Here is a 24,124-nt window from a genome sequence, read left to right as displayed (position 1 = left end):
AAGCCGCAGGTTCGGTTCATGCCCAGGCCTGGGCACCCAGTGCTTTCCACACTTTTCCCTCTGTACGCAGGCCCTTGAACGATGGCGTGGGCCACACACGGCCCTGTGATCGACCCTGCGACCGGTGGGGTTGGCACAGCCTTTGCATTCCTTCTTGTATCCAAGCTTGAATGCATTGACATGGTGCACCACCCGATTTCCCAGCCGACCGCCCAGCCCCAGGCCCAGCCCGCCACCGAACCGGCATGGCTTCATCGGCTGCATTCGCCCCTTCAAACCAGCCTCGACGGCCCCCTGGCGGGCTTGACGTTTGCGGTCAAGGACAACATCGACGTGGCAGGCCTGCCCACCACGGCGGCCTGCCCCGCCTTCAGCCTGACCGCCGCGTCCCATGCGACCGTGGTGCAGCGGCTGCTGGCCGCGGGCGCCAGCCTGCACGGCAAAACCAATATGGACCAGTTTGCCTGCGGCCTGAACGGCACCCGTTCGCCCTACGGGCCGGTACCGAACGCGTTCGATCCCAACCTGGTCAGCGGCGGCTCCAGCTCGGGTTCGGCCTGGGTGGTGGCCACCGGCCAAGTGGATTTCGCGCTGGGCACCGACACGGCCGGCTCGGGCCGGGTGCCGGCCGGACTGAACAACATCGTCGGGCTGAAGCCCTCCAAGGGCCTGATCAGCGCCCACGGTGTGCTGCCCGCGGCCCAAAGCGTGGACTGCGTGTCCATCTTCGCCCGCACCGTCGAAGTGGCCGTGCAGGTGCTGCACACCCTGGCCGCCCATGACCCGGCCGACCCTTTCTCGCGCCATCTGCCCCTGCTCGACCAGCCGCTGCCTGCCAGCTTTGTGTTCGGCGTGCCCGACCGCCTCGAGTTCTTCGGTGATGACCTGGCCCGCAGCGCCTTTGACCAGGCCCAGGCGCGCCTGGCCTCGTTGGGCGGCACAGCGCGCACCATCGACTACGCCCCACTGGCCGAAGCCGCAGCCCTGCTTTACGAAAGTGCCCTGGTGGCTGAGCGATATGCCGCCGTGCGCGACTTCTTTGACGCCCACGAGACCGAGGTCATCGAGCCCGTGCGCAGCATCCTGGGGGCTGGCCGCCGCTACAGCGCCGCCGATCTGGTGCAGGCCCAGGTCCGCCTCAAGGCCTGCGCCCAACGCGTGGTCGACCTGTGGCAGCAGATCGACGTGCTGCTGGTGCCCACCGCGCCAACCCACTACAGCATCCAGGCCATGCTGGCCGACCCGGTGACACTGAACCGCAACCTGGGCCAGTACACCAACTTCGTCAATCTGCTCGACTACGCCGCCTTGTCGGTGCCCAGCAGCCTGCGCCCCGACGGCCTGCCCTTCGGGATCACCTTGATCGGCCCCTGCGGCAGCGATCTGCAACTGGCCGAGCTGGGCCAGCGCTACCAGCAGGCCGCCGGTCTGCCTCTGGGCGCCACCGGCCAGGCCTTGCCCGCCCCCAAACCCCTGCCCGGCCTGCACCGAGCCAGCGCCCCCGCCCACCTGAAACTGGCCGTGGTCGGCGCCCACCTGTCAGGCATGCCGCTCAACCACCAGCTCACCGAGCGGGGCGCGACCCTGCTGGAAGCCACCACCACGTCGGCCCACTACCGGCTGTTGGCGCTGCCGGGCACCACCCCGCCCAAACCTGGCCTGCAACGCCGGCCCGGCCAAGGCGCGCCCATCGCGGTCGAGGTCTGGAGCCTGCCCATGCCCCAGGTTGGCAGCTTTCTGGCCGGGGTGCCGGCGCCGCTGGGCCTGGGCAGCCTCGAACTTGTCGACGGGCGCTGGGTGCATGGCTTCATCTGCGAAGGCCATGCCCTGGACGGCGCCACCGACATCACATCACACGGTGGCTGGCGGGCCTACATGGCCGCCAGCCAGGCCCGCCGCTGACCCCCACCCACCGACCACCCCAGACCAGGAGCCCACCCATGAGCCCAGCCTCCCGTTCCCGCCAAGCCCTGAACCGGCGCCAGGTGCTGCAAGCCGGCAGCGCCGTCGCCCTGGCCAGCCTGGCCGCCCCGACCGTTCTCCACGCCCAGACGGGTCCCAAGATCCGCATCGGTTACTGGCCCATCGCCGCCGGCCTGCCCTTCTACGCGGCGGTGGAGATGGGCTTCTTCAAGGAGGCCGGCCTCAATGTGGAGGTGCAGCGCCACGCTGGCGCCCAGCAGATCATGGAGGCCATGCTGTCCGACCGCTGCGACGGCAGTGCCAATGGCACCGGTTCGGCCAACATCGCCATCGGCGAGCTGGCGGCCCCGGGCACCTTCAAGATCTTCTGCTCCAACCCCAGCAACGCCAAATACGTGCTCGACGAAGTGCTGGTGCCCAGTGCCAGCCCGGCCAAGGTGATGGCCGACCTGAAGGGCAAGCGTGTCGCGTCGGGCCCTGGCATCCAGAACGTGACCCTGGCCAAGACCGTGCTGGAGCGCGGCGGGGCCACCGGCGCCACCGTCGTCGAGCTGCCCATCGGCCAGCATGTGGCGGCTCTCGCGGCCGGCCAGGTCGATGGCTGCTACACCCTGGAGCCCACGGGCACCATCGGGCGCCTGAACAGCAGCACCCGCGTGCTGGAGGCCGGCGTGATCTCCCGCTACGTGCTGGGCGATCCCATGGCGCCCTGGTTCGGTGGCTCGGCCTCACTGACCGCGGCCTTCATCAAGAAGTACCCGGCTGAGGCCCACAAGTTCATTGCCGCCTACGCCAAGGGCGTGGCCCATGTGCGCAGCAAACCGGCCGATGCACGTCAATACCTCAAGGGCTACACCGCGATTGAAGGCCCCCTCACCGGCGAGGTGCCTCTGGCGGCCTATACGCTGTACAACGAGTTCACGGCCGCTGACATCGCGCATTTCCAGAAGTTCTTCGACCTGTTCTCGGACAAGGGCATCTTTGCTTCTCGCCTGCTGGTGGACAGCATGCTCTACAAGGCTTGAGCGCCATGGGCAGCCCCCTTCCCTCCCCCATCGCAGCGCCAGGCCAGACGCCTGCCCTCACGCCCGACACCCCGCAGCCCTGGCAGGCCCCCTCGGCCCAGCAGATGCCCGCCCCGCGCCGCTTCTCGGCGTCGGCTTCGGCCGCCTTGCCCCTGGCCGGCCCCCTGCTGCTTTTCATCGCCTGGGATCTGGTTGTGCGCGTTGGCTGGGTCAAACCCATCCTGCTGCCGGCGCCGGCCGACACCCTGGCCACCCTGATCACCGGGCTGGCCGGGGGCGCCCTGCTGGGCGACTTTCTGACCACTGTCTGGCGCACCGTGCAGGCCTTTGTGCTGGCCGCCGTGCTCGGCGTGCCCCTGGGCGTGCTGCTGGGCAGCCAGGAGCGCGCCTACCGCAGCGTCGAGTTTCTGATCGACTTCTTCCGCTCCACGCCCTCGTCGGCCCTGATCCCGCTGTTTCTGATGATCTTTGGCGTGTCCGACGTCAACAAGATCGCCATCGCGGCCTTCGGCGCCTGGCTGATCGTGGTCTTCAACAGCGCCTATGGCGTGATCAACGCGCGCAAGCAACGGGTGATGGCGGCCCAGGTCATGGGGGCCAGCCGCTGGCAGACCTTCCGCGACGTGTTGATCTGGGAGAGCCTGCAGCCCAGCTTCGTCGGCCTTCGCTCGGCCGTGTCCATGGCCTTGGTCATCGTCATCGTGGCCGAGATGTTCATCGGCGCCGACAGCGGCCTGGGTCACCGCATCATCAATTCACAACAGGTGATGAACGTGCGCGACATGTACGCCTCGATCCTGGCCGCCGGGGCCCTGGGCTATGTGCTGAACATCAGTTTTCTGCTGGCCGAACGCCGCATCGTCCACTGGAGCGGGAGATAAGCCATGAGTGTGGTCGCCAACGCCCCCGTCTTCGCCGACCTGCCCACGCCGGCCTTTCGCCCCGGCCCGGCCGGAACCCATATCACCCTCCGCGGCCTGACCAAGTACTTTGCCGGCTGGCCGCTGTATGAGAACTTCGACCTCGACATCCCCAAAGGCAAGATCGTTTCGGTGTTCGGGCCCAACGGCTGCGGCAAGAGCACCCTGATCAACATGATCGCCGGCCTGGTGCCCATCGATTCGGGCGAGGTGCTGTTCGACGGCAAGTCGCTCAAGGACACCCAGATCGGCTACGTGTTCCAGAACTACCGCGAGGCGCTGTTCCCCTGGATGCGCACCCTGGACAACATCGCCTACCCGCTCAAGCTGCAAGGCTGCAGCAAGGCCGAGGTGGATCGCCGCATGGAGGAGCTGGTGGCCTCGTTCGATGTCAAGTTCGACCTGCGGCGCTACCCCTACGAGCTGTCGGGTGGCCAACAGCAGACCGCCTCCATCATGCGGGCGCTGGCACCCCGCCCCGAAGTGCTGTTTCTGGACGAGCCTTTCTCGGCGCTCGACTTCGAGATGACCTTGTTCATCCGCGAGAAGCTGCAAGAGGTGTTCATGCAGACCGGCACCACCATGCTGCTGGTCTCGCACGACCTCGAAGAGGCGGTGTACCTGGCCGACGAGGTGCTGCTGCTGACCAAGCGCCCCACCCGGGTGGCCGAGATCCTGCGCTATGACGCCCCTCGCCCGCGCACCGTCGACACCCTCAGCGAGCCCGATTTTGTGAGCACCCGGCGCCGCAGCCTGGAGATCTTCCAACGCGAGGTGCGCCGATGAGCCGAGACACCTCTCCTGAAGCCCTGGCGCGCTACGTGGATGCCGCAGCCCTGGTCCTGGGCCTGCCGCTGACAGCCGAGCAACGACCGGGCGTGCTGGCCTACTTCGGCATGGCGGCGCGCTTTGCCGCCGTGCTCGAAGCCACCGAACTGCTGCCACACGACGAATCGGCCCTGCGCTTCGAGCCGGTACCCGCACCCCCCCCGCCCCCCGCTCCAGTCGACCCACTGGCCACGCCCACCGGAGACGACCATGCCCCATGAAGCCAGCCCCTGGCTGGGCCAGGACGCCTGCGCCATGGCCCAGGCCGTGCGCACCGGCCAGCTCAGTGCCAGCAGCCTGATCGAGGCCAGCCTGCAGCACATCGAACGGCACAACCCACAGCTGAACGCCTTTACCTCGGTGCTGGCCGAACGGGCCCGCCAACGCGCCCGCCAGCTCGACGCCGACCCGCTGCTGCGCCACGGCCCCCTGGCCGGCGTGCCCTTTGCCGTGAAAAATCTGTTCGACATCGCCGGACTGCCCACCCTGGCCGGATCGCGCATCGAGCGTGACAGCCCGGGCGCCACGGCCGATGCGTTGCTGGTGCGCCGCCTGGAGGCCGCGGGCGCGGTGCTGGTGGGCGCGCTCAACATGGACGAATACGCTTACGGCTTCACCACCGAGAACAGCCACGAGGGCCCCTGCCGCAATCCGCACGACCCGGCACGCATCGCGGGCGGCTCGTCGGGCGGCTCTGGGGCCGCCGTGGCCGGTGGGCAGGTGCCGCTGAGCCTGGGCTCCGACACCAACGGCTCGATCCGCGTGCCGGCCTCGCTGTGCGGTGTGTTCGGCCTCAAGCCCACCTTTGGCCGCCTGCCGCGCACGGGCAGCTACCCCTTTGTCTCCAGCCTGGACCACCTGGGCCCGTTTGCCCGCTCGGTGCGCGACCTGGCCCTGAGCTACGACCTGATGCAAGGCCCCGAGGACGACCGTCAGGCCCGCGACCCGGGCTGCGCCCAGCGACCGGTGCAGGCCTGCAGCCCCTGGCTGGCCCAAGGCGTGGGCGGCCTGCGCATCGGCATCCTGGGGGGGTGGTTCGAAGAGCAGGCCAGTGCCCCGGCCCGCCGCGCGGTGCAGCAGGTGGCCCAGGCCCTGGGGGCCAGCACCCGCCACGAGCTGCCCCTGGTCGAGGCCGGGCGTGCCGCCGCCTTTGTGATCACCAATGCCGAGGCCGCCAGCGGCCACCTGAACGACCTGCGCCAGCGCGCCGACGACTTCGAACCCCTGTCACGCGACCGCTTTCTGGCCGGCGCGCTGATCCCGGCCGCCTGGGTGAGCCGCGCCCAACGCGTGCGCCTGCGCTATGCCCAGGCCGTGGCGGCGGTGTTCCAGCAGGTGGACCTGCTGCTGGCGCCAGCCACCCCCTGTGCCGCCACGCCGATCGGTGCCGAAACCCTCCAGATCGACGAGCGCCAGTGGCCCCTGCGCCCCAGCATGGGCCTGCTCACCCAACCCATCTCGTGCATCGGCCTGCCGGTGTGCAGCGTGCCGGTGTGGGCATGCGACCCGGCCCTGCCCCACCTGCCGATCGGTGTGCAACTGATCGCCGCCCCCTGGCGGGAAGACCTGGCCTTGCGCGCCGCCGCCGCACTGGAGGCCCTGGGCGTGACCCGGGCCCCGATCGCGTCGGCATTCCAGCCCCATTGAAAGCCCATGCCCATGCCCATGCCCATGCCCATGCCCATGCCCATCAATCTTCCCGACGTGCTCAGCGAAGTACAGGCCGTCTTTGCGCGCTACGAAGACGCCCTGGTCAACAACCGCGTCGAGGTGCTCGACGAGCTGTTCTGGAACAGCCCGCACACCCTGCGCTATGGCGCCACCGAAAACCTGCTGGGCTACGAGGCGATCCAGGCCTTTCGCGCCGGGCGATCGCCACAGGGCCTGGCGCGCAGCCTGCACAACACCGTGATCACCACCTACGGCCAGAACTTCGCCACCGCCAACACCGAGTTCCGCCGCACCGGCAGCCCGCGCCTGGGCCGGCAGAGCCAGACCTGGATGCGCACGCCCGAAGGCTGGCGCGTGGTGGCCGCCCATGTGAGCCTGCTCGGCTGACCCCGCTTTTTCTCTTGGGCAGCGTGGACCGGGGTTCCCGCTGTCACCTTTTGCAAGTGCCCCCGACCTGAACCCATGGAGCCTGAAACATGAACCGCAAGCTGAATCGCCGTCTCGCCCTGCAAACCCTCGCCAGCACTGGCGCCGTGGCCTCGTTCGGCCCGCTGAGCCTGCTGGCCCATGCCCAGAAACCACTCACCGTGGGGGTGGTCTACGTCGGCCCCCGCGATGACTACGGCTACAACCAGGCCCATGCCCAGGCCGCCGCCGAGCTCAAGAAGCTGCCCGGCATCAAGGTGGTCGAAGAGGAGAACGTGCCCGAGACGGCGGCCGTGCAAAAGACCATGACCGGCATGATCGCCCAGGACGGCGCCAGCCTGCTGTTCCCCACCTCGTTCGGCTACTTCGACCCGCACATCCTGGCCCTGGCCCCCAAATACCCCGATGTGCGCTTCTCGCACTGCGGCGGCCTGTGGACCGAAGGCAAGCACCCCAAGAACGTGGGCAGCTTCTTCGGCTACATCGACGAGTGCCAGTACCTCAATGGCGTGGTGGCTGGCCACATGAGCAAAAGCCGCAAGATCGGCTTCGTGGCTGCCAAGCCGATTCCACAGGTGCTGCGCAACATCAACGCCTTTTTGATGGGCGCACGCTCGGTGCACCCGGACATCACCTGCAGCGTGATCTTCACGGGCGACTGGTCCATGGCCGTCAAGGAGGCCGAGGCCACCAACAGCCTGGCCGACCAGGGCGTGGACGTGTTCACCATGCACGTCGATGGCCCCAAGGTGGTGGTCGAAACCGCGGCCAAGCGCGGCAAGATGGTCTGTGGCTACCACGCCAGCCAGGCCAAGCTGGCCCCGGCCGCCTACCTGACGGGCGCCGAGTGGAATTGGCTCACCGCCTACAAGACCATCATCGAAGCCGCCCAGGCCGGCAAACCCCACCCCAACTTCCTGCGGGGCGGCCTGAAAGAGGGCTACGTGAAGATGTCGCCCTACGGCGCCAGCGTGAGCGACGCGGCCAAGAAGAACGCCGACGAGGTCAAGGCCAAGATGCTGGCGGGCAGCTTCGACATCTTCAAGGGCCCGCTCAAGGACAACAAGGGCAACACCATCCTGGCCGCTGGCAAGGTGCTCAAGCAGACCGACCTGGAGCTTGAGAAGATGAACTACCTTGTCGAAGGCGTGGTCGGTTCGATCTGACACCCGCACGGCCCATCGTCATGCGCAACGCCCTGCGGGAAATCGCTCTGCCCATCGGCGCCCTTGCGGCGGCGCTGCTGGTGTTTGGTGCACTGGTCTGGCTGGCCGGTGTGGATCCATTCGACATGGCCTGGCTGCTTTTCAAAGGGGCCTTCGGTGATGCCTTCTCGTGGCAGAACACCCTGCAACGCGCCGCCCCGCTGATGCTGACCGCGCTGTGCGTGGCCCTGCCGGCCCAGGCCGGCCTGGTGGTGATCGGAGGCGAAGGGGCCCTGGTGCTGGGCGGTCTGGCCTGTGCCACGGTGGCCACCCAGTGGCCCCTGCCGGCCAACCTGGCCGGCAGCGTGCTGGCCTGCGCGGCGGGCGCCTTGGCCGGCGCACTGTGGGTGATGTTGGCGGGGGCGCTGCGCCAGTACCGAGGCATCAATGAAACCATCAGCAGCCTGTTGCTGGCCTATGTGGCGATCGGCCTGTTCAAGCACCTGGTCGAAGGGCCGCTGCGCGACCCAGGCAGCCTGAACAAGCCATCCACCCTCACGCTGTCCGAGGGCCTGCGCATCGGCGGCATCGCCGGCTCCGATGTTCACTGGGGCCTGGTGCTGGGTGTGCTGGCCTGCGGGCTGCTGGGCGGCTGGCTGCACCTGACCGCTTCGGGCTTTGCCCTGCGGGTGGTCGGCGGCAACCGGCGCACGGCCCAGCTCATGGGCCTGCCCGCCACCCGCCTGGTGCTGCTGGCCTGTGCCCTGGGCGGAGCCTGTGCCGGCCTGGCCGGCGCGGTCGAGGTGGCCGCCGTGCACACCAACGCCAACGCCTCGCTGATCGCGGCCTACGGCTATGCGGGCATCCTGGTCTCGTTCATTGCCCGTCACCAGCCCCTGGCCATCGTGCCGGTGGCCATCCTGTTCGGCGGCTTTGGCGCCGCCGGAAGCCTGCTGCAACGTCGGCTCGGCCTGCCGGACGCCTCGGTGCTGGTGCTGCAGGGCCTGACCTTTGTGTTCATCCTGGCCAGCGAGGCCTTGCGCCAGGGCGACCCTGCGGCGCTGTGGCGCCGCCTGTGGCCGACCAGCCCGGCGCTGAAGGAGTCCAGACCATGAGCAGCGACCAATGGATCACCCTGCTGGCGGCCATCGCAGGCGGGGCCTTGCGCGTGGGCGCGCCTTTTCTGTTCGTCAGCCTGGGGGAGTGCCTGACCGAGAAATCAGGTCGCATCAACCTGGGCCTGGAAGGGGTGCTGGTGCTGTCGGCCATGGCCTCTTTCGGTGGCGCCTACCTCAGCGGCTCGCCCTGGGTGGGCGTGCTGTGCGGAGCCCTGGCAGGCGCCGCCCTGGCCAGCCTGCACGCGGGCCTGTGCAGCCTGCCCGGCGTCAACGACGTGGCCACCGGCATCGCCCTGATGCTGTTCGGCACGGGCCTGGCCTTCTACCTGGGCAAGGCCCTGATCCAGCCTCAGGCCCCGCAATTGCCAGCCCTGCCCCTGGGCCAATGGAGCAGCAACGCCGCCGTGCAGGCCGCCCTGCAGGTGAACGTGCTGCTGCCGCTGGGCCTGGTGCTGGCCGCGCTGATGAGCTGGGCCTTTGCCAACACCCGCCTGGGCCTGTTGGTGCGCCTGGCCGGCGACTCGGCCGACGCCGCACGCGCCCTGGGCTACTCGGTGGGCGGCATCCGCTGGGCCGCCACGGCCTGCGGCGGCTTGATTGCCGGCCTGGGTGGGGCATCGCTGACGTTGTTCTACCCCGGCAGCTGGAACGAAGGCATCTCCAGCGGCCAAGGCTTGATCGCCGTCGCCCTGGTCATCTTTGCCCGCTGGAGCCCGCTGCGTTGTGTGGGCGCGGCCGCCCTGTTCGGCGGTGCGGGCGCCATCGGCCCCGCCTTGCAGTCGGTGGGCATCGGCTGGGGCTATCACCTGTTCAACACCGTGCCCTACGTGCTGACCCTGCTGATCCTCGTGATCACCTGCCGCCCCGGCAGCGTGGCCGCCGGCAGCCCCGGTGAACTGTCATCACGCTGATCCAGTTGGCCCCCAATCAACCAAGCCCCTGACACCATGAGCCCCCTCCTTCCCACCCCGACCTCGCTCCACGTGGATGCCCAGCCCTACGCCTGGCCCTGGAACGGCGCGCTGCGCATCGACAACACCGCCCTGATCGTGATCGACATGCAGACCGATTTCTGCGGCCCCGGTGGCTATGTCGACGTGATGGGCTACGACATCTCGCTCACCCGGGCCCCCATCCAGCCCCTGCGCCGGGTGCTGGCCCGCCTGCGCGCCCTGGGCCTGCTGGTGATCCACACCCGCGAAGGTCACCGCCCCGACCTGTCGGACCTGCCCGCCAACAAACGCTGGCGCTCACGCCAGATCGGCCGGGACGGCCTGGGCATTGGCGACGCCGGGCCCTGCGGCCGCATCCTGGTGCGGGGCGAGCCGGGCTGGGAGCTCATCCCCGAGCTGGCCCCCTTGCCCGGCGAGCTGGTGATTGACAAGCCCGGCAAGGGCTCGTTCTACGCCACCGACCTGGACATGGTGCTGCGCCTGGCCGGCATCGAGAACCTGATCCTGGGGGGCATCACCACCGACGTGTGCGTGCACACCACGATGCGCGACGCCAACGACCGCGGTTTCGAATGCCTGCTGCTGTCCGATGGCACGGCCGCCACCGACCCGGCCAACCACCAGGCCGCGCTCGACATGATCACCATGCAGGGGGGCGTGTTCGGCGCCCACGCCAGCTCGGACCAACTGCTGCAGGCCCTGGCGGGGCTTTCATCCCTCTAGTGCACCTTGACGTCCTCAAGCCCCCAGGAGCCCACCATGCCCGGCACCACCCCAACCCCTTTGTCTGGCCAGCACCAGCACCCACACCCCATCGGGGCGCTGCCCGCAGGCACCGGCGCCCTGGCGCTGGACACCTACCGGCTCACCAAGCGCTTTGGCGCCTTCACCGCTCTGGACAGCGTGGACCTGAAGGTGGCCGCCGGCAGCGTGCACGCCCTGCTGGGTGAAAACGGCGCGGGCAAGAGCACGCTGGTGAAATGTGTGGCCGGCTTCCAGCGTGCCGAAGAGGGCAGCGTGCTGATTGACGGACGCGAACAGGCCATCAGCAACCCCGTGGTCGCCCGGGCCTTGGGCATCGGCATGGTGTATCAGCACTTCACGCTGGCCCCGGGCATGAGCGTGGCCGAAAACCTGCTGCTGGCTGGCGGTCAGGTGCCGGGCCTGATCCACTGGCACGAGCGCCGTGGCGAGCTCAAGCGCTTCATCGAATCCACACCGTTCCGGCTGGACCTGGATGCCCGGCCAGCCGAACTGGCGGCCGGCGAAAAGCAGAAGCTGGAACTGCTCAAGCAGTTGTACCTGCGCCCGCGCCTGCTGATCCTGGACGAACCCACCTCGGTGCTGACCCCACAAGAGGCCAACGAAGTCCTGGGCCATGTGCGGGAACTGGCACGCCAGCGCCTGTGCACGGTGCTGATCATCACGCACAAGTTCCGCGAGGTGATGGCCTATGCCGATGCCGTGTCGGTGCTGCGCCGCGGCCAGGCCGTGCTGCACGCCGAAGTGGGTGACACCAGCCCGGCCCGGCTGGCCCGCGCCATGATGGGCGAGGCCGAGAGCCCGCCTGACGCGCCCGCCGGCGGCCTGTCCGAAACCGCCCCCCGCCGCCCGCTGGCGGCCGATGCCCCGGTGGCCCTAGAAGTACGGGGCCTGCAGGCACCCGGCGACCGAGGCCTGCCCGCCGTGCACGACCTGAGCCTGCAGGTGCGGGCGGGTGAGATCCTGGGGGTGGCCGGGGTGTCCGGCAACGGCCAGCGCGAACTGGTCGAGGCCCTGGTGGGCCAGCGTGCACGCACTGCGGGCAGCGTTCTGGTGGCAGGCCAGGCCTATCACGCCCGGCGCGAAGAGACCCGCCGCCTGCGGGTGCGCAGCCTGCCCGAAGAGCCGCTGCGCAACGCCTGCGTCGGCGAACTCAGCGTGGCGCAGAACATGGCCTTGCGCGACTTCGACCAGCCCCCGCTGAGCCGCCACGGCTGGCTGAGGCCGCACCTGTGGCGCCAGCGCGCACGCGACTGGATTGCGGCCTACGGCGTCAAGACCCGCAGTGAAAACGCCCCCATCAAGAGCCTGTCAGGCGGCAATGTGCAGCGGGCCGTGCTGGCCCGCGAACTGGCCGGCGACATCCAGGTGCTGATGGCGGCCAACCCGGTGTTCGGCCTGGATTTTGCCGCCGTGCGTGAGATCCACCAACGCATCCTGCAGGTGCGCGAGCGTGGCGGTGCCGTGCTGTTGGTCAGCGAAGACCTGGACGAACTGCTTGAGCTGGCGGACCGGGTGGTGGTGATGAGCGAGGGCCGCATCGTTTACGAAACCGCTGCCGCGGGGGCCGACCGACTTCAGTTGGGGGCCCACATGGGCGGCGGTGCCCATTGAGGGACCGCCCTCCCGTCACGCCTCTCCCCTGCCCCCCATTCCATCCGCACGGAGCCCACCATGAGCACCCTCACCCTTGCCGCCCGACCCTTCGACTACGTGTTCGACCCGGCCCACACCGCCCTGTTGATCATCGACATGCAACGCGATTTCGTGGAACCCGGGGGATTTGGCGAATCACTGGGCAACGACGTGAGCCTGCTGCAGGCCATCGTGCCGGCCTGCCAGGCCGTGCTGCAGGCCTGGCGCGACCTGGGCGCCTGTGTCGTGCACACGCGCGAAGCCCATCGCCCCGACCTCAGCGACTGCCCGCCCGCCAAGCGCCTGCGGGGCCAGCCACGCCTGCGCATCGGCGACCCAGGTCCGATGGGACGCATCCTGGTGGCCGGAGAACCCGGCAACCAGATCATCCCCGAGCTGGCCCCACTGCCCGGCGAAATCGAGATCGACAAACCCGGCAAAGGCGCTTTTTATGCCACCGGACTGCATGAGCGGCTGCAACAGCGCGGCATCAGCCACCTGATCGTGATGGGCGTGACCACGGAGGTCTGCGTCCAGACCAGCCTGCGCGAGGCCAATGATCGCGGCTACGACTGCCTGTTGCTGGAAGACTGCACCGAAAGCTACTTTGCCGCCTTCAAGGCAGCCACCCTGGACATGGTGAGCGCCCAGGGCGCCATCGTGGGCTGGGTCGCGCCCAGTGCCGCCCTGCTCGGCCTGCTGGGCATGTCAGCCTGATACAGTCCTGCCGTGCACACCACAGGTCAACAGATTCCCCGCGCTCACCGCGCTCCCGCCCGCCGTTCGCGCGCCGACGACGTCTACGATCAGCTCAAGGCCGACATCGCGGGCTTCCAACTGGTGCCCGGCGACCGCTTCTCCGAAAACGAGCTGTGCGAGCGGTTGCAGGTCTCGCGCACGCCGGTGCGCCAGGCCCTGGTCCGGCTGCAGCAGGAAGGCTATGTCGAGGTGCAGTTTCGCAGTGGCTGGCGGGTGCTGCCGTTTGATTTCGAGCAGTTCGAGCAGCTGTACGACCTGCGTCAGGTGCTGGAATCAACCGCCGTGCAGCGCCTGTGCTCGGGTGACGAGAAGGTGGACCAGGCCTTGCTGCGCCAGCTCGAAGGCATCTGGCTGGTCCCGGAGGCCGAACGCAGCCACGACGGCACCGAGGTGTCGCGCTGGGATGAGGCTTTTCACTGCGCCCTGGTCGAGGCCGCCGGCAACCGCGAGATGGCCCGCGTGCACCGGGAGGTGACCGAGCGCATCCGCATCATCCGCCGACTGGATTTCACCAAGCAGGACCGGATTGCCGCCACCTACGAAGAGCACGGCAAGATCCTGAGCGCCATTCGCTCGCACCGCAGTGACCAGGCCGTGATGCTGTTGCGCGCCCACATCCAGACCAGCCAGGCCGAGGTGCGCAAGATCACCCTGCACCAGGTCCACCTGGCCCGGGCCGCGTCGACGCCGCCGGGGCCTTAGCCCAGGGCCACCAGGCAGGCGTTGTGAAAACGAGGCAGGCGCGGCAGGCCCACCGCGTCCAAGGTGTCGATTTCGCCCAGGGTCAGTGCGCCCATCAGCGCCATCGGCCCGCTCTGCTGTTGCAGACCTTTCAGCTCTTGCAGCGCCTGCTCACCCAGGTGCAGGCGGCGCCCGGCACAGTAGAAATGCAGCCAGCTGCGTGGGGACGATCCGGCCTGGCGTTCGGCCACAAAGTTGGCGAGTTCGGTCACGGCCGTGCCCTGCCCGGCCTCGGGGGCGCGCAGCAGGCGCATCAAGGTGTTGGGCGGGATCTCGCCTACGCAGATCAGCGAGCCGTCATCGCCCAGGGCCACCGGGATGCGCACCAGCACATCCACCATCGTCACCAGGCCGAAAGGGAAATGCACGGCGTAGTCGTAGAAGTTCTCGCGTGTCAGGTGCACGCCGTATTCCGCCAGGATCAGCTGCTGGTAGACATCGAAGGCCGGCCGGTGATCGATGGTGTCGATGCGGTTGCCCTGGCCCGAGGTCGCGGTCATCAGCGCGCGGCTGATCGGGTAGCCATGGCGGGTCAAGGCCTCCGCCGCCGGGGGCAGCAGCAGACAGATCACGCCCATGCCAGCCTGCCGCTCGGCATCGAACAGGCAGGCCATGGGTTGGAAGGTCTCACTGCCCGCGTTCACGCCTGAATAGCGCAAGGGCTGCTCCAGCGACATGTGAAGCTCTTCCACCAGCGAACCCACGTTGGGCAACATGCCGTCAAAAATCATGAACAACAGCGGTTCGGCGCCGGCCTGGGCGGGCTGGGTGGCCTGCATGAAGCGAACCGCTTCGTACCAGGCCTCGCGACCCGCCTCGTCGAGCACGGTCTGGAACAGCCAGGGCGGCATCGGAGCGAGGCACAGGAGCAGCACCTGATCGGCGACAAAGCCGTGGGCGGTGAGCAGGCTGGGAAACACAGCCCCCACCAAGGGCACGCCCCGCCCGCGGCATTGGGCCTGCAGATCGGGCACACAGGCGGCCAAGGCTTCAGGCACCAGGGCCAACACGCCCATGTCAGGCCAGCGGGCCTGCCAGGCCGAGAGCGTGGCAGACAGGTCGTGGAGATCGGCGGAGGTCAGGTGCTGGGCGGCAAACATGGGTACGGCGGGGTACAGGCAAGACCGCCTATTTTCACACGCGGCCCGACCTTGCCCTGCGATTTCAAGCCTCCAGGCTTACGGCGTCGCCGGCGCCCAGCTGCGCAGCTTGCCTGGGTTGAGCAGTCCTTGCGGGTCGAAGCGGTGCTTCATCTCCAGCACCCCCTCGGCCAGCTTGCCAGCCTGCTTGCCGTCCTCCACCACAAAGACGTGCGGGTTGTTGATGAACACGCCATGGTCGCGGTAGATCTGCATGATGGCGTTGAGGCGTTCCTCGGTGCTGTAGCGGATGATCTGCAGCCCACTGCAGGTGAAGACGCCCTCCTTGGTGCGCAAGAACTCCAGGTGGGTCATCACCTCGCCGGCCAGGGCCTGCTCCAGGGCCAGCACCTGGGCCAGGTGGCGACCCGGGTCGAAGCCGCTCTGGATGTAGGTGAGCCCCTTGTCCACCTTGAGCGCGTGCAGGGTGCTGTGGTTCCAGGTGTACTCAAGCAGCGTGCGGTGGCTGTCGGCCACTTCCTCGGCGGTCTTGCGGTAGCTGATGCGCCCGCCATGGCGCGCCAGCAGGGCTTGCATGCCGGCCTCGGCCGCCGGGGCCAGGATCAGCAGCACGGCGTGGCTGCCGGCCGGCAGGTGCTCGGCCAGGTTGACGAAATAGTCCGGGATCGGTGCGCCCAGAAAGCACACCTCCTTCTTGAGCAGCCCGGGTGCCGCCCCGAATTCACTGGCAAAGCGCAGCCCGCCCTCGAAATCATCAAACACCGCGATGCATTCCACCCAGGGCGTGGCCGGGGCCAGGGCCACCTCCAGCTCCAGCACGATGCCGTTGGTGCCATAGGTGTGGTGCAGCAACATGGCGTCTTCGCCACGCAGCTCGGTGATCTGCGGCTCGGGCTCGACCGACATCACCCGCACCCCCAGCACATTGCCGCTGGCGGCGAGTGGGCCCCAGGTGATGGAGCCGGCCCCGCCAAAGCCGCCGCCGAACAGGCCGCCCAGGGTGGCACTGCGGTAAGTGGAAGGCAGCCAGCGCAGCTCCCAGCCCAAGGGCTGGCTGCGCTGGTCGAAATCGGCCAGGCGGATGCCGGCCTGGGCCCGGCCCACACCGTCGCGGCACCACATGAAGCCGTTGTAGGCGCTCAGGTCCAGCACCACGCCGCCCGACAGCGGTGTGCTCTGGCCGTAGTTGCCAGTGCCGCTGCCGCGCACCGTGACGGGCACGCCCTGGCGCGCGCACAGCGACACCACCTGGCGTATCTCGTCCTCGGTGCGCGGGCGCACCACGACCTCGCCCACCTTGCCGCCCAGCTCGCGCTTGAGCACAGGGCTGAACCAGGCAAAGTCCTGCGACAGGCGGGCCACCCGTGAGGGGTCGGTGATCCAGTCGATCTGGGGCAGTTGGTCGGGCAGTTCGGCAGCGCTCAGGCTGGAGGCGGTCATGGTCAGGTCTCCGGAAGGCGGGGGATGGACGTCAGGGACAGGAAAAGGGTCACTCGTGGGCGGTTTCACTGGCGTGCCAGCCGCTGAGGGCCCGCCGGCTCAGCCAGGCCATCAGCGCAAACAGCGCCACGCCGGTCAACGAAATCAACAGCAGCGCCGCAAACATGCGCGGGATGTTGAGCTGGAAGCCTGCCTGCAGGATCTGGTAGGCCAGCCCGGCGCCGCTGCCGCCGGTGCCGGCCACGAACTCAGCCACCACCGCGCCGATCAGGGCCAGGCCGCTGGAGATGCGCAGGCCACCGAAGAAATACGGCAAGGCACTGGGGATGCGCAGGCGCACCAGCGACTGCCAGCGCGTGGCATGGTTGAGCCGGAAGTAGTTCTGCAGATCGGGCTCGACGCTGCGCAGGCCCAGCGTGGTGTTGCTGATGATCGGAAACAGCGCCACCAGGGCGGCGCAGATCACCATCGACAGCGTGGCATCGCGCACCCAGATGATGATCAGCGGGGCCACTGCCACGATGGGGGTCACCTGCAGCAGCACCGCGTAGGGAAACAAGGCGGTCTCGATCAGGCGGCTCTGCACAAACAGGAAGGAGATCAACACGCCCACCACCACGGCCAGGACGAAGGCGAACAGCGTGATCTTGAGGGTGACCCACAAGGCCAGGCCCAGGGTGGCCCAATCCTTGATCAGGGTCTGCAGCATCAGGCCCGGCGAGGGCACCAGATAGGGCGGCAGCTCCAGCCCGCTGACCAGGCCCTGCCAAAGGGCCAGCAGGAACAGGCCCACCAGCAGCGGGTACACCACGCGCTGCACCTCGGGGCGGTGCAGCCAGGCCACAGGGGCCTTGGGGGCGGGGACGATCGAGCTCATGGCTGGGTCTCCTCGGCGCTGGCGCGCAACAGACTGTCCTGCAACTGACGGGCGTATTGGCTGAACTGCGGTGAGACCATGAAGTCGGCCGCCCGCGGGTGCGGCTCGTCGATGAAAAACTGCTCTACCACCCGGCCGGGGCGGGCCGCCATCATGACGACGCGGCTCGACAGAAACACCGCCTCGTGGATCGAATGGGTGACGAAGATCACGGTGAGCTTCTTCTTGCGCCACAGCTCCAGCAGGTCGGCGTCGAGCTTGTGGCGGGTGATCTCGTCGAGCGCGCCGAAAGGCTCATCCATCAACAGCAGATCGGGCTCGGTGACCAGCCCGCGGGCAATTGACACCCGCATCTGCATGCCGCCCGACAGGGCCCGGGGCAAGGCCCGGTCGAACTGGGACAACCCCACCAGGGCCAGCACCTCGCTCACGCGGGCCTCGGCCTCGGCGCGGGGCACACCGGCCAGGTCCAGGGGCAGGCGCACGTTGCTGCGCACCGTGGCCCAGGGCATCAGGGTGGGCGACTGGAACACAAAGGCCATGCGGCGCCCGGTCTGGGTCAGCTCGGCCACGGGCTTGCGCCACAACAGCAGGCGCCCGTCGCTGGGCTCCAGCAGGCCGGCCACCATCTTCAGCAAAGTGCTCTTGCCGCAGCCCGAGGGCCCCAACAGGGTCACGAATTCGCCCTCGCGCAGGCTCAGATCCACCGGCAACAGGGCCCGGGTCCCGTTGGGGTAGATTTTCTCGGCCGACAGAATGTCAACGGCGGGCACCTCGGGCACGGGGGCCGGATCGACGACGGGGGGCCGAGGCGCGGACGGCAGGCGACTGGGGTCGGGTTTCATGGCGGGGCTTTCGGGGTCGAAGCGGCCTGTGAGCAGTCGCAGGCCGTGGTCAGCACGGGTCAAGGCAGCAGGATCAAGGCAGTACCTTCACGTCCTTGACGAACTCGGTGCTGTAGGCCTCGTTCATCTTGACCTTGGCCGGGTCGATCAACTGGGTGCTGACCAGAAAGTCATAGCTGGCCTTGATGCGCGTGTCGGTCATCACCCCGATGCCCAGTTTGGCTGCATCGCCGCCCCCCACCATGCCGGTTTCCTTGAGCTTGCTGACGCTGTAGGCCAACTGCTCATCGGTCATCTGCGGGTTGTCCTTCTTGATCAGGGCGTTGCCAGGCGCCGGATCGGCCAGGTAGCTCTTCCAGCCCTCAATGGAGGCCTTCACAAAGGCAGCCACGGCTTTTTTGCGGGTCTGGGTGGTCTTGTCCATGCACGAGATGGTGGTGGCATAGGCCGGGAAGCCGTGGTCGCTGAACATCAGGGTGTTGGCCTTGACACCGGCCTTCTGGATGGCGAAAGGCTCGCTGGTCAGGTAGCCCTGCTGGGCCGTGTTCTTGTCGGCCACAAAGGGCTGGATGTTGAAGGTGTAGGGGCGGGTCTGGGCATCGGTGAAACCGTACTTGGCCTTGAGCCAGGGCCAAAAGCCCTTTTGGGCCGAGCCCGCGATCAGGATGGTCTTGCCCTTGAGGTCTTCGAACTTCTTCACGTCCTCATGCGCGATCAGCACCTGCGGGTCTTTCTGGAACAGGGCGGCCACGTTGACCACGGGCACGCCGCCTTCGCGGATCTGCACCATCTGCAGGTCGCTGGAGCCCATCACGCAGTCGGCCTGACCGGCGGCCATGATCTGCACCACATTGACCTGGGGGCCGCCCATCTTGATGCTCACATCGAGGCCGGCCTTCTTGTACAGGCCGGTGGCCAGGGCCTGGTAGAAGCCGCCATGCTCGGCCTGGGCATACCAGTTGGTCATGTACACAAAGGGCTCATCGGCCCGCACGGCACCGGAACCCAGGGCGCACAGGGCCAGGCTGGCCAAGGCCAGCGGGCGCAGGCGGCGAAGAGTGGACGACACGGCAGAGAAGGTCATGGCATAGCTCCAGTGGAAGGGTTGAGACAGGGGTGAACGGAATGAGGTGCGCAGGGCTCAGGCATCAGGCCTCGATGTGCCCGCTGTGTTGGGCACGACCCCAGGTGGGCTCGGCACGCGGTGCCCAGCTCAGCTCGTGCAGCTCGGTGATGGCCTGGGCCCAGCTCTCGGCCAGTGAGTCGAGGATGGCCTGGCCCTGCTCGGCCGTGGCCGGCAAGGGGTCACCGATGACCCCGCTGGGGCCGAAGTCGCGTGCGCTCCAGGCGCAGGCAGGTCGGCCGTCGGGCGACAGCAGGCGCGAGGGAAACTCGGGCGGGTAGTTGCAGACCGCCCGCGACATGTCCACCGTTTCGGGCGCCAGCGCCAGCATGAGTGCGGTTTCGGCATGGCCGGCATGCATGGCCAGCTTCTTTTCGCGCTCCGACAGGTAGCGCCCCGCCACATGGGGCACGCGCCAGGTGAAGCTGGGCACCACGATGAAGTCACCGTGGCGCAGGCGCAGCTCGCGCGCCGCCATCTCCATCACCTGGGGCTGGCCGCCGTGGCCATTGACGATCAGGAGCTTGCGAAAGCCGGCCCGGTACACCGATTCGCCCACCTCGTTCATGGTGGCCAGCAGGGTCTCGCCACTCAAGGTCATGGTGCCGGGAAAGTGCAGGTGCTCTTCGCTCTTGCCGTAGGTGATGGGGGCCATGGCATAGGCTGGCACCGAGGGGCTCAGGCGGGCCAGTGCGTGGCCCACCACGCCGGCGGCAATCACCGAATCCACGGCACACGGCAGGTGCGGCCCGTGCTGCTCGGTGGCGCCGGTGGGCAACACGATGACCGTGTTGGCCGGGTCGGGCAGGTCGGCGATCTGGCGCCAGCTCAGGTAAGGCAGGTAGCGTTGGGGCGGGTTGTAACCGTGCAGCATGGGCAGTCCTTGGGTTCGACGCTTGGGTTCGACGCTTCGGTTCAGCGAAGTGGCAGGTAGGCCGTGGCCTCGACCTCGATCACGATGTCGGGGCTGGGCAACATGCCGCTGACCTCGACCACGGTGGAGGCCGGCGGCTCGCCCGGGAAAAACAGCCGGCGCACGCGGCTGTAGCGCGGAAAGTCATCCAGACACTTGAAGTACTGGACCAGCTTGAACACATCGCTCATCTGGCCGCCCGCAGCCTCGACGGTCAGGCGGATGCGGTCGAGCACAAACCAGCTCTGGGCCAGGATGGGGCCGTCCTTGTAATCGCTGGAGAACTCACCGGTGCGGCCGATGAGTTCGGCCGCCTCGTCCGGGATGTCGCCAAAGCCGCGCACGATCTTCTGTTCTGCCGGCTCGACCGCAATCACCCCCGACAGGAAGATGAAATCACCGGCACGGCGCCAGGCGGCATAGCGGGCCAGGGGTTGGGCGATGGTGGCTTGCGGGCTCATGGTGCGACCTCTTGCAATGGGTGGGGCGCAGCCAGGCGCCGGCCTTCGCGCAGCACCACCCGCCGGGCTGTGCGCGAGGGAAAGCCCCAGGCGTTGGCCTCGGGAAAGATCAGCAGGTCAGCCGGGCTGCCCACGCCCCAGGGGCGGGCTGAGCCGGCGCGCGCCAGCCAGTCGCGGCGGCACAAGGTGTCGGTCCAGTCGTCGAAGGCCTGGGACGCCTGGGCCCATTGGCCCATGGCCACGCCGGTGGCAAAGGCCTCCAGCGGGTCGAAGCTGCCCAGCGGACAGAACGGGTCTTGCACGTTGTCGCTGGCCAGCAGCAGCGGGATGCCGCGCGCCCTCGCCTCTTTCACCAGCGTCAGCCCGCGCTGGCGCGGCGTGCGCCCGGTGACGGCGTCCTGCAGCAACAGATTGGTGATGGGCAGGGTGACCAGGGTCAGGCCGGCGCGGGCCACCGCGTCGAGGATGGGCAGCGCCCGCTCCTCGGGCATGGCGGCCAGGGCACAGGTGTGGCCGCACACCACCCGGCCTTGCAGGCCCAGGGCCGGCACCAGCTCGGCGACGTGGGCCAGCCCCTGAGCCTCGGCGTGCAATTCTTCGTCCACATGCAGGTCCACGTCCAGATCGTGCTGGCGGGCCGCCATCAGCAGGTGGCGCAGGGCCTGCGGGTTCCAGTTGGTGCTGTGCACAAACCCTCCGAGGCAGGCCCCGGGCCCAGAGGCCGCCACCCGGGCCGCCAGCGAGAGCGCGGTGTCGAGTTCGGCAAACAGGTGCAGCGGGATCAGGCTGACGCGGTCAAGCTGCAGCCGGCCGCGCCAGTCTTCGGCCAGTTCGCGCAACACGGGCCAGGCCACGGGCGTGACCTCGGGCTCCCACCAGTCGCAGTGGGTGCGCAGGTGCACCACCCCGGCGGCATGGGCCCATTGCAGGCCCTGGCTGGCGCGCTGGCGCACGTCCTCGACGCTCCAGTGGGCGCGGTCGGCCATCATGGCCTCGATGGCGCCCAACAGACCGGGCTGGACTTGCCCCATGCGCGACAGGGTGAAGGCCTTGTCGAGGTGGGTGTGGGCATCCACCAGCCCCGGCAACACGGGCGCGCCGCCCAGGGCCCAGGCGCCTGGGGGCAAAGGCCCACTGCCTTGGGGGCGAACAGCGCTGATGCGCCCGCCCTCCAGCAGCACATCGGCCAGCGCGGGCAGGCCCTGGCTGCGCGGCCAGTCGGCCGGCAACGCCCAGGCCGGCAGGCGCGCTCCGCCCAGGGCCGGCAGTGCATCGCCCTGGCCCACAGCGGCCATCGGGACGGATGGATTCAGATCGGAGAGATTCATGCGAAGCGCCTCATGGCCTGGCCGACACGGGCCTTGAAGGCCTCCAGCGTCTTCGGGGTGGCCACATTCATGTGGTAGTGGGCGTGGTAGCTGACCTTGGCCCCACCTCCAGTGAGCAGGCGCAGGTAGCGAGAGATCACCTTGCGCGGCGGGTCGCCCATCAGCAGCGCCGTCCAGCGCGGGCGGCCATAGGTGACCACGGCCGAGATGTGCCGGATGTGGGTGAGCGAGGGCTTGACGTTCTGCGGGTCGCTGATGTCGAACGCCACGCCGGGCATGAGCACCCGGTCAAAAAAGCCCTTGAGGATGGCCGGCAAGCCGAAGCACCAGGTCGGAAAGCAGAACACCAGGGCCTCGGCCCACATCAGGCGGTCTACATAGCGTTGCACCGGGCGTTGGTTGTGCGGCACCTCGTGGTAGCCCAGCCGCTCTTCGCGCGACATCACCGGATTGAACTCTTCCGCGTACAGATCGCAGTCATCGACCTCATGGCCCGCCTGCCGCAGGCTTTCCAGCACCTGGCGGTGCAGCGCCGCATTGAAGCTGGTCTCCACCGGGTGGGCATAAATCACCAGAATCCGCATCGACTTCTCCCCTTTCGTGGCGAAGGCATCAACCCCAGCAAGACCCCATCGGCTGAAAGTTGACCGTTTGATTTGATCAATCGGTCAAATCACTTGCAAAGCCTGTGCCAGGCTGAATTCGAGGTGGCAGCGGGCATGACCCGGGTCAAGCAGGCCCGGATGCCCCAGGGCGATGCACCGCTGCGTCATCCGCGGGCAGTCCGCAGCCCAGCAGCACGAAATTGGTGAGTTCATGCACGATGGGCTCGCGTTCGATCGGTGCATCGGGCGCCAGCCCGAGCATCACCCGCACCTGCACGCCGTAGTCGGCGTAATGCTGGGTCATGCCCCAGATCTGCATCAGCAGCACGCGTGGGTTGAGGGGGCGGATCAGCCCCCGGGACATCCAGCGTTCGATGACGGCCACCTTGTCGTCAGTGGACTGGCGTGCTACCGGCCAGTAGCGCCCCAGCTTGCGTCCGCCGGCCAGCACCTCGCTGGTGAAGATGCGCGACAGGCCGGGGTTGTCCAGCGCGTAGTCCAGCTTGCGGCGCACGTATTCCCGCAGCACCTCGCGCGGCTCGTCGGCATTGCCGTCAAACACGAAGGCGTTGCTCCAGCCGGCCAGCACCGAGCCCAGCAGCTCTTCGTACAACTCGTCTTTGCCCCGGATGTAGTAGTGCAACTGGGGCTTGGTCAGGCCGGCCCGCTCGGCAATCGCCTGGGTCGACGCGCCCTTGAAGCCGTGCAGGCTGAACTCGGCAATCGCCGCCTCACGGATCAGGGCCAACGTGCGCTCACGGCCCAGCCGCTGTCGGGTCTGAGGGCCGGTGTCGTCCAGGGCCTTGGGCTGGGCGTTCATGCGAGGCCCGTCAAGCCTTCCAGGCGCCGACGTGCGAGCGGCTGGCTTCGTCGATCAGCGCTGGGCCGATGCATTCGATGGCATAGGGCGAGGCCTCGAACACATCGCGGCATGACAACTCGGCATCGCGCTGGTCCAGGCGTTCGCCCCGGAAGGCACGCAGACGCCAGGCGTCAATGCCGTACACCACGCGCCGGATGTTGGACCAATAGATGGCCCCGGCACACATCACGCAGGGCTCGCCCGAGGAATACAGGGTGGCCTGGGCCAGTACCTCGCGGGTGTAGCGCGGGCTGACCGCGCGCACCAGGCTGGTTTCGGCATGCCCGGTGCAGTCGCCTGTTTCGGTGGTATTGCACCAGGCTTCGCCCATGACCTCGCCTTCAGGCGACACCAGCACCGCACCAAAAGGCCGGTTGCCGCGCGAGCGCCCCAGGTCGGCCAGACCAATGGCCTGACGCAGGTAGCGGCCGTCGCGCTCATCCAGGAGCACTTCAGTGGGCAAGAGGTCAGCGGCAGCAGCAGGGGCTGTCAGAGGGGAATCAGAGGTCATCAGGTGGAGGCCCAGGGGACAGAGGAACACAGAAGGCACGGGCCCGGACGGCACGCTGCCCTGCCCCGGATCATGCATTTCCCATGCCATGCGGCAGGGCCTGCAGAGGCTGGCCCTGCCTCAAAAAACGACTTGACCCCATACAGAACGTCC

The 24,124-nt window shown here is 68.3% G+C and carries 25 protein-coding genes; 14 read left to right on the top strand and 11 right to left on the bottom strand.

The window, feature by feature from the left end; all coding sequences use genetic code 11:
* Positions 1 to 180: 180 nt before the first annotated feature.
* The 14 genes from atzF (at position 181) to AC3WUT_RS01705 (ending at position 13,867) form a co-directional block, all read left to right on the top strand.
* Positions 181 to 1,902 carry an allophanate hydrolase gene (atzF, locus tag AC3WUT_RS01770; RefSeq protein WP_492345334.1) on the top strand — a complete coding sequence of 574 codons (1,722 nt, stop codon included), beginning with the start codon at positions 181 to 183 and terminating at the stop codon, positions 1,900 to 1,902.
* Between the two features lie 38 nt (positions 1,903 to 1,940).
* Positions 1,941 to 2,948, top strand: a complete 1,008-nt coding sequence (locus AC3WUT_RS01765; protein ID WP_492345333.1) for an ABC transporter substrate-binding protein — start codon at positions 1,941 to 1,943, stop codon at positions 2,946 to 2,948.
* A gap of 104 nt (positions 2,949 to 3,052) precedes the next feature.
* The gene (locus AC3WUT_RS01760) at positions 3,053 to 3,829 is read left to right on the top strand and encodes an ABC transporter permease (protein WP_492345601.1); all 777 of its coding nucleotides are present in this window, start codon (positions 3,053 to 3,055) and stop codon (positions 3,827 to 3,829) included.
* Between the two features lie 3 nt (positions 3,830 to 3,832).
* A complete protein-coding gene (locus AC3WUT_RS01755) occupies positions 3,833 to 4,654 on the top strand; it encodes an ABC transporter ATP-binding protein (RefSeq protein WP_492345332.1) in 822 nt (273 codons plus the stop codon).
* Positions 4,651 to 4,917 carry a DUF4089 domain-containing protein gene (locus tag AC3WUT_RS01750; protein ID WP_492345331.1) on the top strand — a complete coding sequence of 89 codons (267 nt, stop codon included), beginning with the start codon at positions 4,651 to 4,653 and terminating at the stop codon, positions 4,915 to 4,917. Before AC3WUT_RS01755 ends, AC3WUT_RS01750 begins: the two co-directional genes overlap by 4 nt.
* The gene (locus AC3WUT_RS01745) at positions 4,907 to 6,343 is read left to right on the top strand and encodes an AtzE family amidohydrolase (protein WP_492345330.1); all 1,437 of its coding nucleotides are present in this window, start codon (positions 4,907 to 4,909) and stop codon (positions 6,341 to 6,343) included. The genes AC3WUT_RS01750 and AC3WUT_RS01745 overlap by 11 nt, the downstream gene beginning before the upstream one ends.
* Before the next feature lie 36 nt (positions 6,344 to 6,379).
* Positions 6,380 to 6,754 carry an oxalurate catabolism protein HpxZ gene (gene hpxZ / locus AC3WUT_RS01740; protein ID WP_492345600.1) on the top strand — a complete coding sequence of 125 codons (375 nt, stop codon included), beginning with the start codon at positions 6,380 to 6,382 and terminating at the stop codon, positions 6,752 to 6,754.
* A gap of 89 nt (positions 6,755 to 6,843) precedes the next feature.
* Positions 6,844 to 7,959, top strand: a complete 1,116-nt coding sequence (locus AC3WUT_RS01735; RefSeq protein ID WP_492345329.1) for a BMP family ABC transporter substrate-binding protein — start codon at positions 6,844 to 6,846, stop codon at positions 7,957 to 7,959.
* A 20-nt stretch (positions 7,960 to 7,979) separates the two neighbouring features.
* Positions 7,980 to 9,053: an ABC transporter permease gene (locus tag AC3WUT_RS01730; RefSeq protein ID WP_492345328.1), complete on the top strand. Its 1,074-nt coding sequence runs from the start codon at positions 7,980 to 7,982 to the stop codon at positions 9,051 to 9,053.
* Positions 9,050 to 9,967: an ABC transporter permease gene (locus AC3WUT_RS01725; protein WP_492345327.1), complete on the top strand. Its 918-nt coding sequence runs from the start codon at positions 9,050 to 9,052 to the stop codon at positions 9,965 to 9,967. Before AC3WUT_RS01730 ends, AC3WUT_RS01725 begins: the two co-directional genes overlap by 4 nt.
* 36 nt (positions 9,968 to 10,003) lie before the next feature.
* Positions 10,004 to 10,732, top strand: coding sequence for a biuret amidohydrolase (gene biuH, locus AC3WUT_RS01720; protein WP_492345326.1), 729 nt, complete (start codon positions 10,004 to 10,006; stop codon positions 10,730 to 10,732).
* Between the two features lie 36 nt (positions 10,733 to 10,768).
* Positions 10,769 to 12,385 carry an ABC transporter ATP-binding protein gene (locus tag AC3WUT_RS01715; RefSeq protein WP_492345325.1) on the top strand — a complete coding sequence of 539 codons (1,617 nt, stop codon included), beginning with the start codon at positions 10,769 to 10,771 and terminating at the stop codon, positions 12,383 to 12,385.
* Between the two features lie 60 nt (positions 12,386 to 12,445).
* Positions 12,446 to 13,123, top strand: a complete 678-nt coding sequence (locus AC3WUT_RS01710) for a cysteine hydrolase family protein (RefSeq protein WP_492345324.1) — start codon at positions 12,446 to 12,448, stop codon at positions 13,121 to 13,123.
* 12 nt (positions 13,124 to 13,135) lie between these two features.
* Positions 13,136 to 13,867: a GntR family transcriptional regulator gene (locus AC3WUT_RS01705; protein WP_492345323.1), complete on the top strand. Its 732-nt coding sequence runs from the start codon at positions 13,136 to 13,138 to the stop codon at positions 13,865 to 13,867.
* On the opposite strand, the gene AC3WUT_RS01700 is transcribed toward AC3WUT_RS01705, so the two are convergent.
* The 11 genes from AC3WUT_RS01700 to AC3WUT_RS01650 all read right to left on the bottom strand — a co-directional run bounded on the left by AC3WUT_RS01700 (position 13,864) and on the right by AC3WUT_RS01650 (position 23,971).
* Positions 13,864 to 15,006: an FIST signal transduction protein gene (locus tag AC3WUT_RS01700; RefSeq protein ID WP_492345322.1), complete on the bottom strand. Its 1,143-nt coding sequence runs from the start codon at positions 15,004 to 15,006 to the stop codon at positions 13,864 to 13,866. The two genes, AC3WUT_RS01705 and AC3WUT_RS01700, sit on opposite strands and share 4 nt — an antisense overlap.
* 78 nt (positions 15,007 to 15,084) lie before the next feature.
* Entirely contained in the window at positions 15,085 to 16,446 is a 1,362-nt protein-coding gene (locus AC3WUT_RS01695) for an FAD-binding oxidoreductase (protein WP_492345321.1), read from the bottom strand.
* A 49-nt stretch (positions 16,447 to 16,495) separates the two neighbouring features.
* Positions 16,496 to 17,323: an ABC transporter permease gene (locus tag AC3WUT_RS01690; protein ID WP_492345320.1), complete on the bottom strand. Its 828-nt coding sequence runs from the start codon at positions 17,321 to 17,323 to the stop codon at positions 16,496 to 16,498.
* Positions 17,320 to 18,168 carry an ABC transporter ATP-binding protein gene (locus AC3WUT_RS01685; protein ID WP_492345599.1) on the bottom strand — a complete coding sequence of 283 codons (849 nt, stop codon included), beginning with the start codon at positions 18,166 to 18,168 and terminating at the stop codon, positions 17,320 to 17,322. The genes AC3WUT_RS01690 and AC3WUT_RS01685 overlap by 4 nt, the downstream gene beginning before the upstream one ends.
* Positions 18,169 to 18,241: 73 nt before the next feature.
* On the bottom strand, positions 18,242 to 19,252 hold the full coding sequence (locus AC3WUT_RS01680) for an ABC transporter substrate-binding protein (protein WP_492345319.1): 1,011 nt from the start codon (positions 19,250 to 19,252) through the stop codon (positions 18,242 to 18,244).
* A gap of 64 nt (positions 19,253 to 19,316) precedes the next feature.
* Positions 19,317 to 20,165, bottom strand: a complete 849-nt coding sequence (locus tag AC3WUT_RS01675) for a creatininase family protein (RefSeq protein ID WP_492345318.1) — start codon at positions 20,163 to 20,165, stop codon at positions 19,317 to 19,319.
* 41 nt (positions 20,166 to 20,206) lie between these two features.
* A complete protein-coding gene (locus AC3WUT_RS01670) occupies positions 20,207 to 20,665 on the bottom strand; it encodes a RidA family protein (RefSeq protein WP_492345317.1) in 459 nt (152 codons plus the stop codon).
* Positions 20,662 to 21,960 (bottom strand): amidohydrolase family protein, encoded by a 1,299-nt coding sequence (locus AC3WUT_RS01665; RefSeq protein ID WP_492345598.1) that lies wholly within the window; start codon positions 21,958 to 21,960, stop codon positions 20,662 to 20,664. Before AC3WUT_RS01665 ends, AC3WUT_RS01670 begins: the two co-directional genes overlap by 4 nt.
* A gap of 29 nt (positions 21,961 to 21,989) precedes the next feature.
* Entirely contained in the window at positions 21,990 to 22,577 is a 588-nt protein-coding gene (locus tag AC3WUT_RS01660; protein ID WP_492345316.1) for an NAD(P)H-dependent oxidoreductase, read from the bottom strand.
* 145 nt (positions 22,578 to 22,722) lie between these two features.
* Positions 22,723 to 23,418, bottom strand: coding sequence for a TetR/AcrR family transcriptional regulator (locus AC3WUT_RS01655; RefSeq protein WP_492345315.1), 696 nt, complete (start codon positions 23,416 to 23,418; stop codon positions 22,723 to 22,725).
* Between the two features lie 10 nt (positions 23,419 to 23,428).
* Positions 23,429 to 23,971, bottom strand: coding sequence for a nucleoside deaminase (locus tag AC3WUT_RS01650; protein ID WP_492345314.1), 543 nt, complete (start codon positions 23,969 to 23,971; stop codon positions 23,429 to 23,431).
* Positions 23,972 to 24,124 lie beyond the last annotated feature (153 nt).

The sequence above is a fragment of the Curvibacter sp. EU05-FHT14A10 genome (assembly GCF_058791075.1).
Note: the sequence above shows the minus strand (reverse complement) of the source record. Positions and strands in the feature narration are given on the sequence as shown.

Coding starts and splice junctions, on each gene's coding strand:
- atzF (WP_492345334.1), top strand. CDS start 181: ATGGTGCACCACCCGATTTCCCAGCCGACCGCCCAGCCCCAGGCCCAG.
- AC3WUT_RS01765 (WP_492345333.1), top strand. CDS start 1,941: ATGAGCCCAGCCTCCCGTTCCCGCCAAGCCCTGAACCGGCGCCAGGTG.
- AC3WUT_RS01760 (WP_492345601.1), top strand. CDS start 3,053: ATGCCCGCCCCGCGCCGCTTCTCGGCGTCGGCTTCGGCCGCCTTGCCC.
- AC3WUT_RS01755 (WP_492345332.1), top strand. CDS start 3,833: ATGAGTGTGGTCGCCAACGCCCCCGTCTTCGCCGACCTGCCCACGCCG.
- AC3WUT_RS01750 (WP_492345331.1), top strand. CDS start 4,651: ATGAGCCGAGACACCTCTCCTGAAGCCCTGGCGCGCTACGTGGATGCC.
- AC3WUT_RS01745 (WP_492345330.1), top strand. CDS start 4,907: ATGCCCCATGAAGCCAGCCCCTGGCTGGGCCAGGACGCCTGCGCCATG.
- hpxZ (WP_492345600.1), top strand. CDS start 6,380: ATGCCCATCAATCTTCCCGACGTGCTCAGCGAAGTACAGGCCGTCTTT.
- AC3WUT_RS01735 (WP_492345329.1), top strand. CDS start 6,844: ATGAACCGCAAGCTGAATCGCCGTCTCGCCCTGCAAACCCTCGCCAGC.
- AC3WUT_RS01730 (WP_492345328.1), top strand. CDS start 7,980: ATGCGCAACGCCCTGCGGGAAATCGCTCTGCCCATCGGCGCCCTTGCG.
- AC3WUT_RS01725 (WP_492345327.1), top strand. CDS start 9,050: ATGAGCAGCGACCAATGGATCACCCTGCTGGCGGCCATCGCAGGCGGG.
- biuH (WP_492345326.1), top strand. CDS start 10,004: ATGAGCCCCCTCCTTCCCACCCCGACCTCGCTCCACGTGGATGCCCAG.
- AC3WUT_RS01715 (WP_492345325.1), top strand. CDS start 10,769: ATGCCCGGCACCACCCCAACCCCTTTGTCTGGCCAGCACCAGCACCCA.
- AC3WUT_RS01710 (WP_492345324.1), top strand. CDS start 12,446: ATGAGCACCCTCACCCTTGCCGCCCGACCCTTCGACTACGTGTTCGAC.
- AC3WUT_RS01700 (WP_492345322.1), bottom strand. CDS start 15,006: ATGTTTGCCGCCCAGCACCTGACCTCCGCCGATCTCCACGACCTGTCT.
- AC3WUT_RS01695 (WP_492345321.1), bottom strand. CDS start 16,446: ATGACCGCCTCCAGCCTGAGCGCTGCCGAACTGCCCGACCAACTGCCC.
- AC3WUT_RS01690 (WP_492345320.1), bottom strand. CDS start 17,323: ATGAGCTCGATCGTCCCCGCCCCCAAGGCCCCTGTGGCCTGGCTGCAC.
- AC3WUT_RS01685 (WP_492345599.1), bottom strand. CDS start 18,168: ATGAAACCCGACCCCAGTCGCCTGCCGTCCGCGCCTCGGCCCCCCGTC.
- AC3WUT_RS01680 (WP_492345319.1), bottom strand. CDS start 19,252: ATGACCTTCTCTGCCGTGTCGTCCACTCTTCGCCGCCTGCGCCCGCTG.
- AC3WUT_RS01675 (WP_492345318.1), bottom strand. CDS start 20,165: ATGCTGCACGGTTACAACCCGCCCCAACGCTACCTGCCTTACCTGAGC.
- AC3WUT_RS01670 (WP_492345317.1), bottom strand. CDS start 20,665: ATGAGCCCGCAAGCCACCATCGCCCAACCCCTGGCCCGCTATGCCGCC.
- AC3WUT_RS01665 (WP_492345598.1), bottom strand. CDS start 21,960: ATGGCCGCTGTGGGCCAGGGCGATGCACTGCCGGCCCTGGGCGGAGCG.
- AC3WUT_RS01660 (WP_492345316.1), bottom strand. CDS start 22,577: ATGCGGATTCTGGTGATTTATGCCCACCCGGTGGAGACCAGCTTCAAT.
- AC3WUT_RS01655 (WP_492345315.1), bottom strand. CDS start 23,418: ATGAACGCCCAGCCCAAGGCCCTGGACGACACCGGCCCTCAGACCCGA.
- AC3WUT_RS01650 (WP_492345314.1), bottom strand. CDS start 23,971: ATGACCTCTGATTCCCCTCTGACAGCCCCTGCTGCTGCCGCTGACCTC.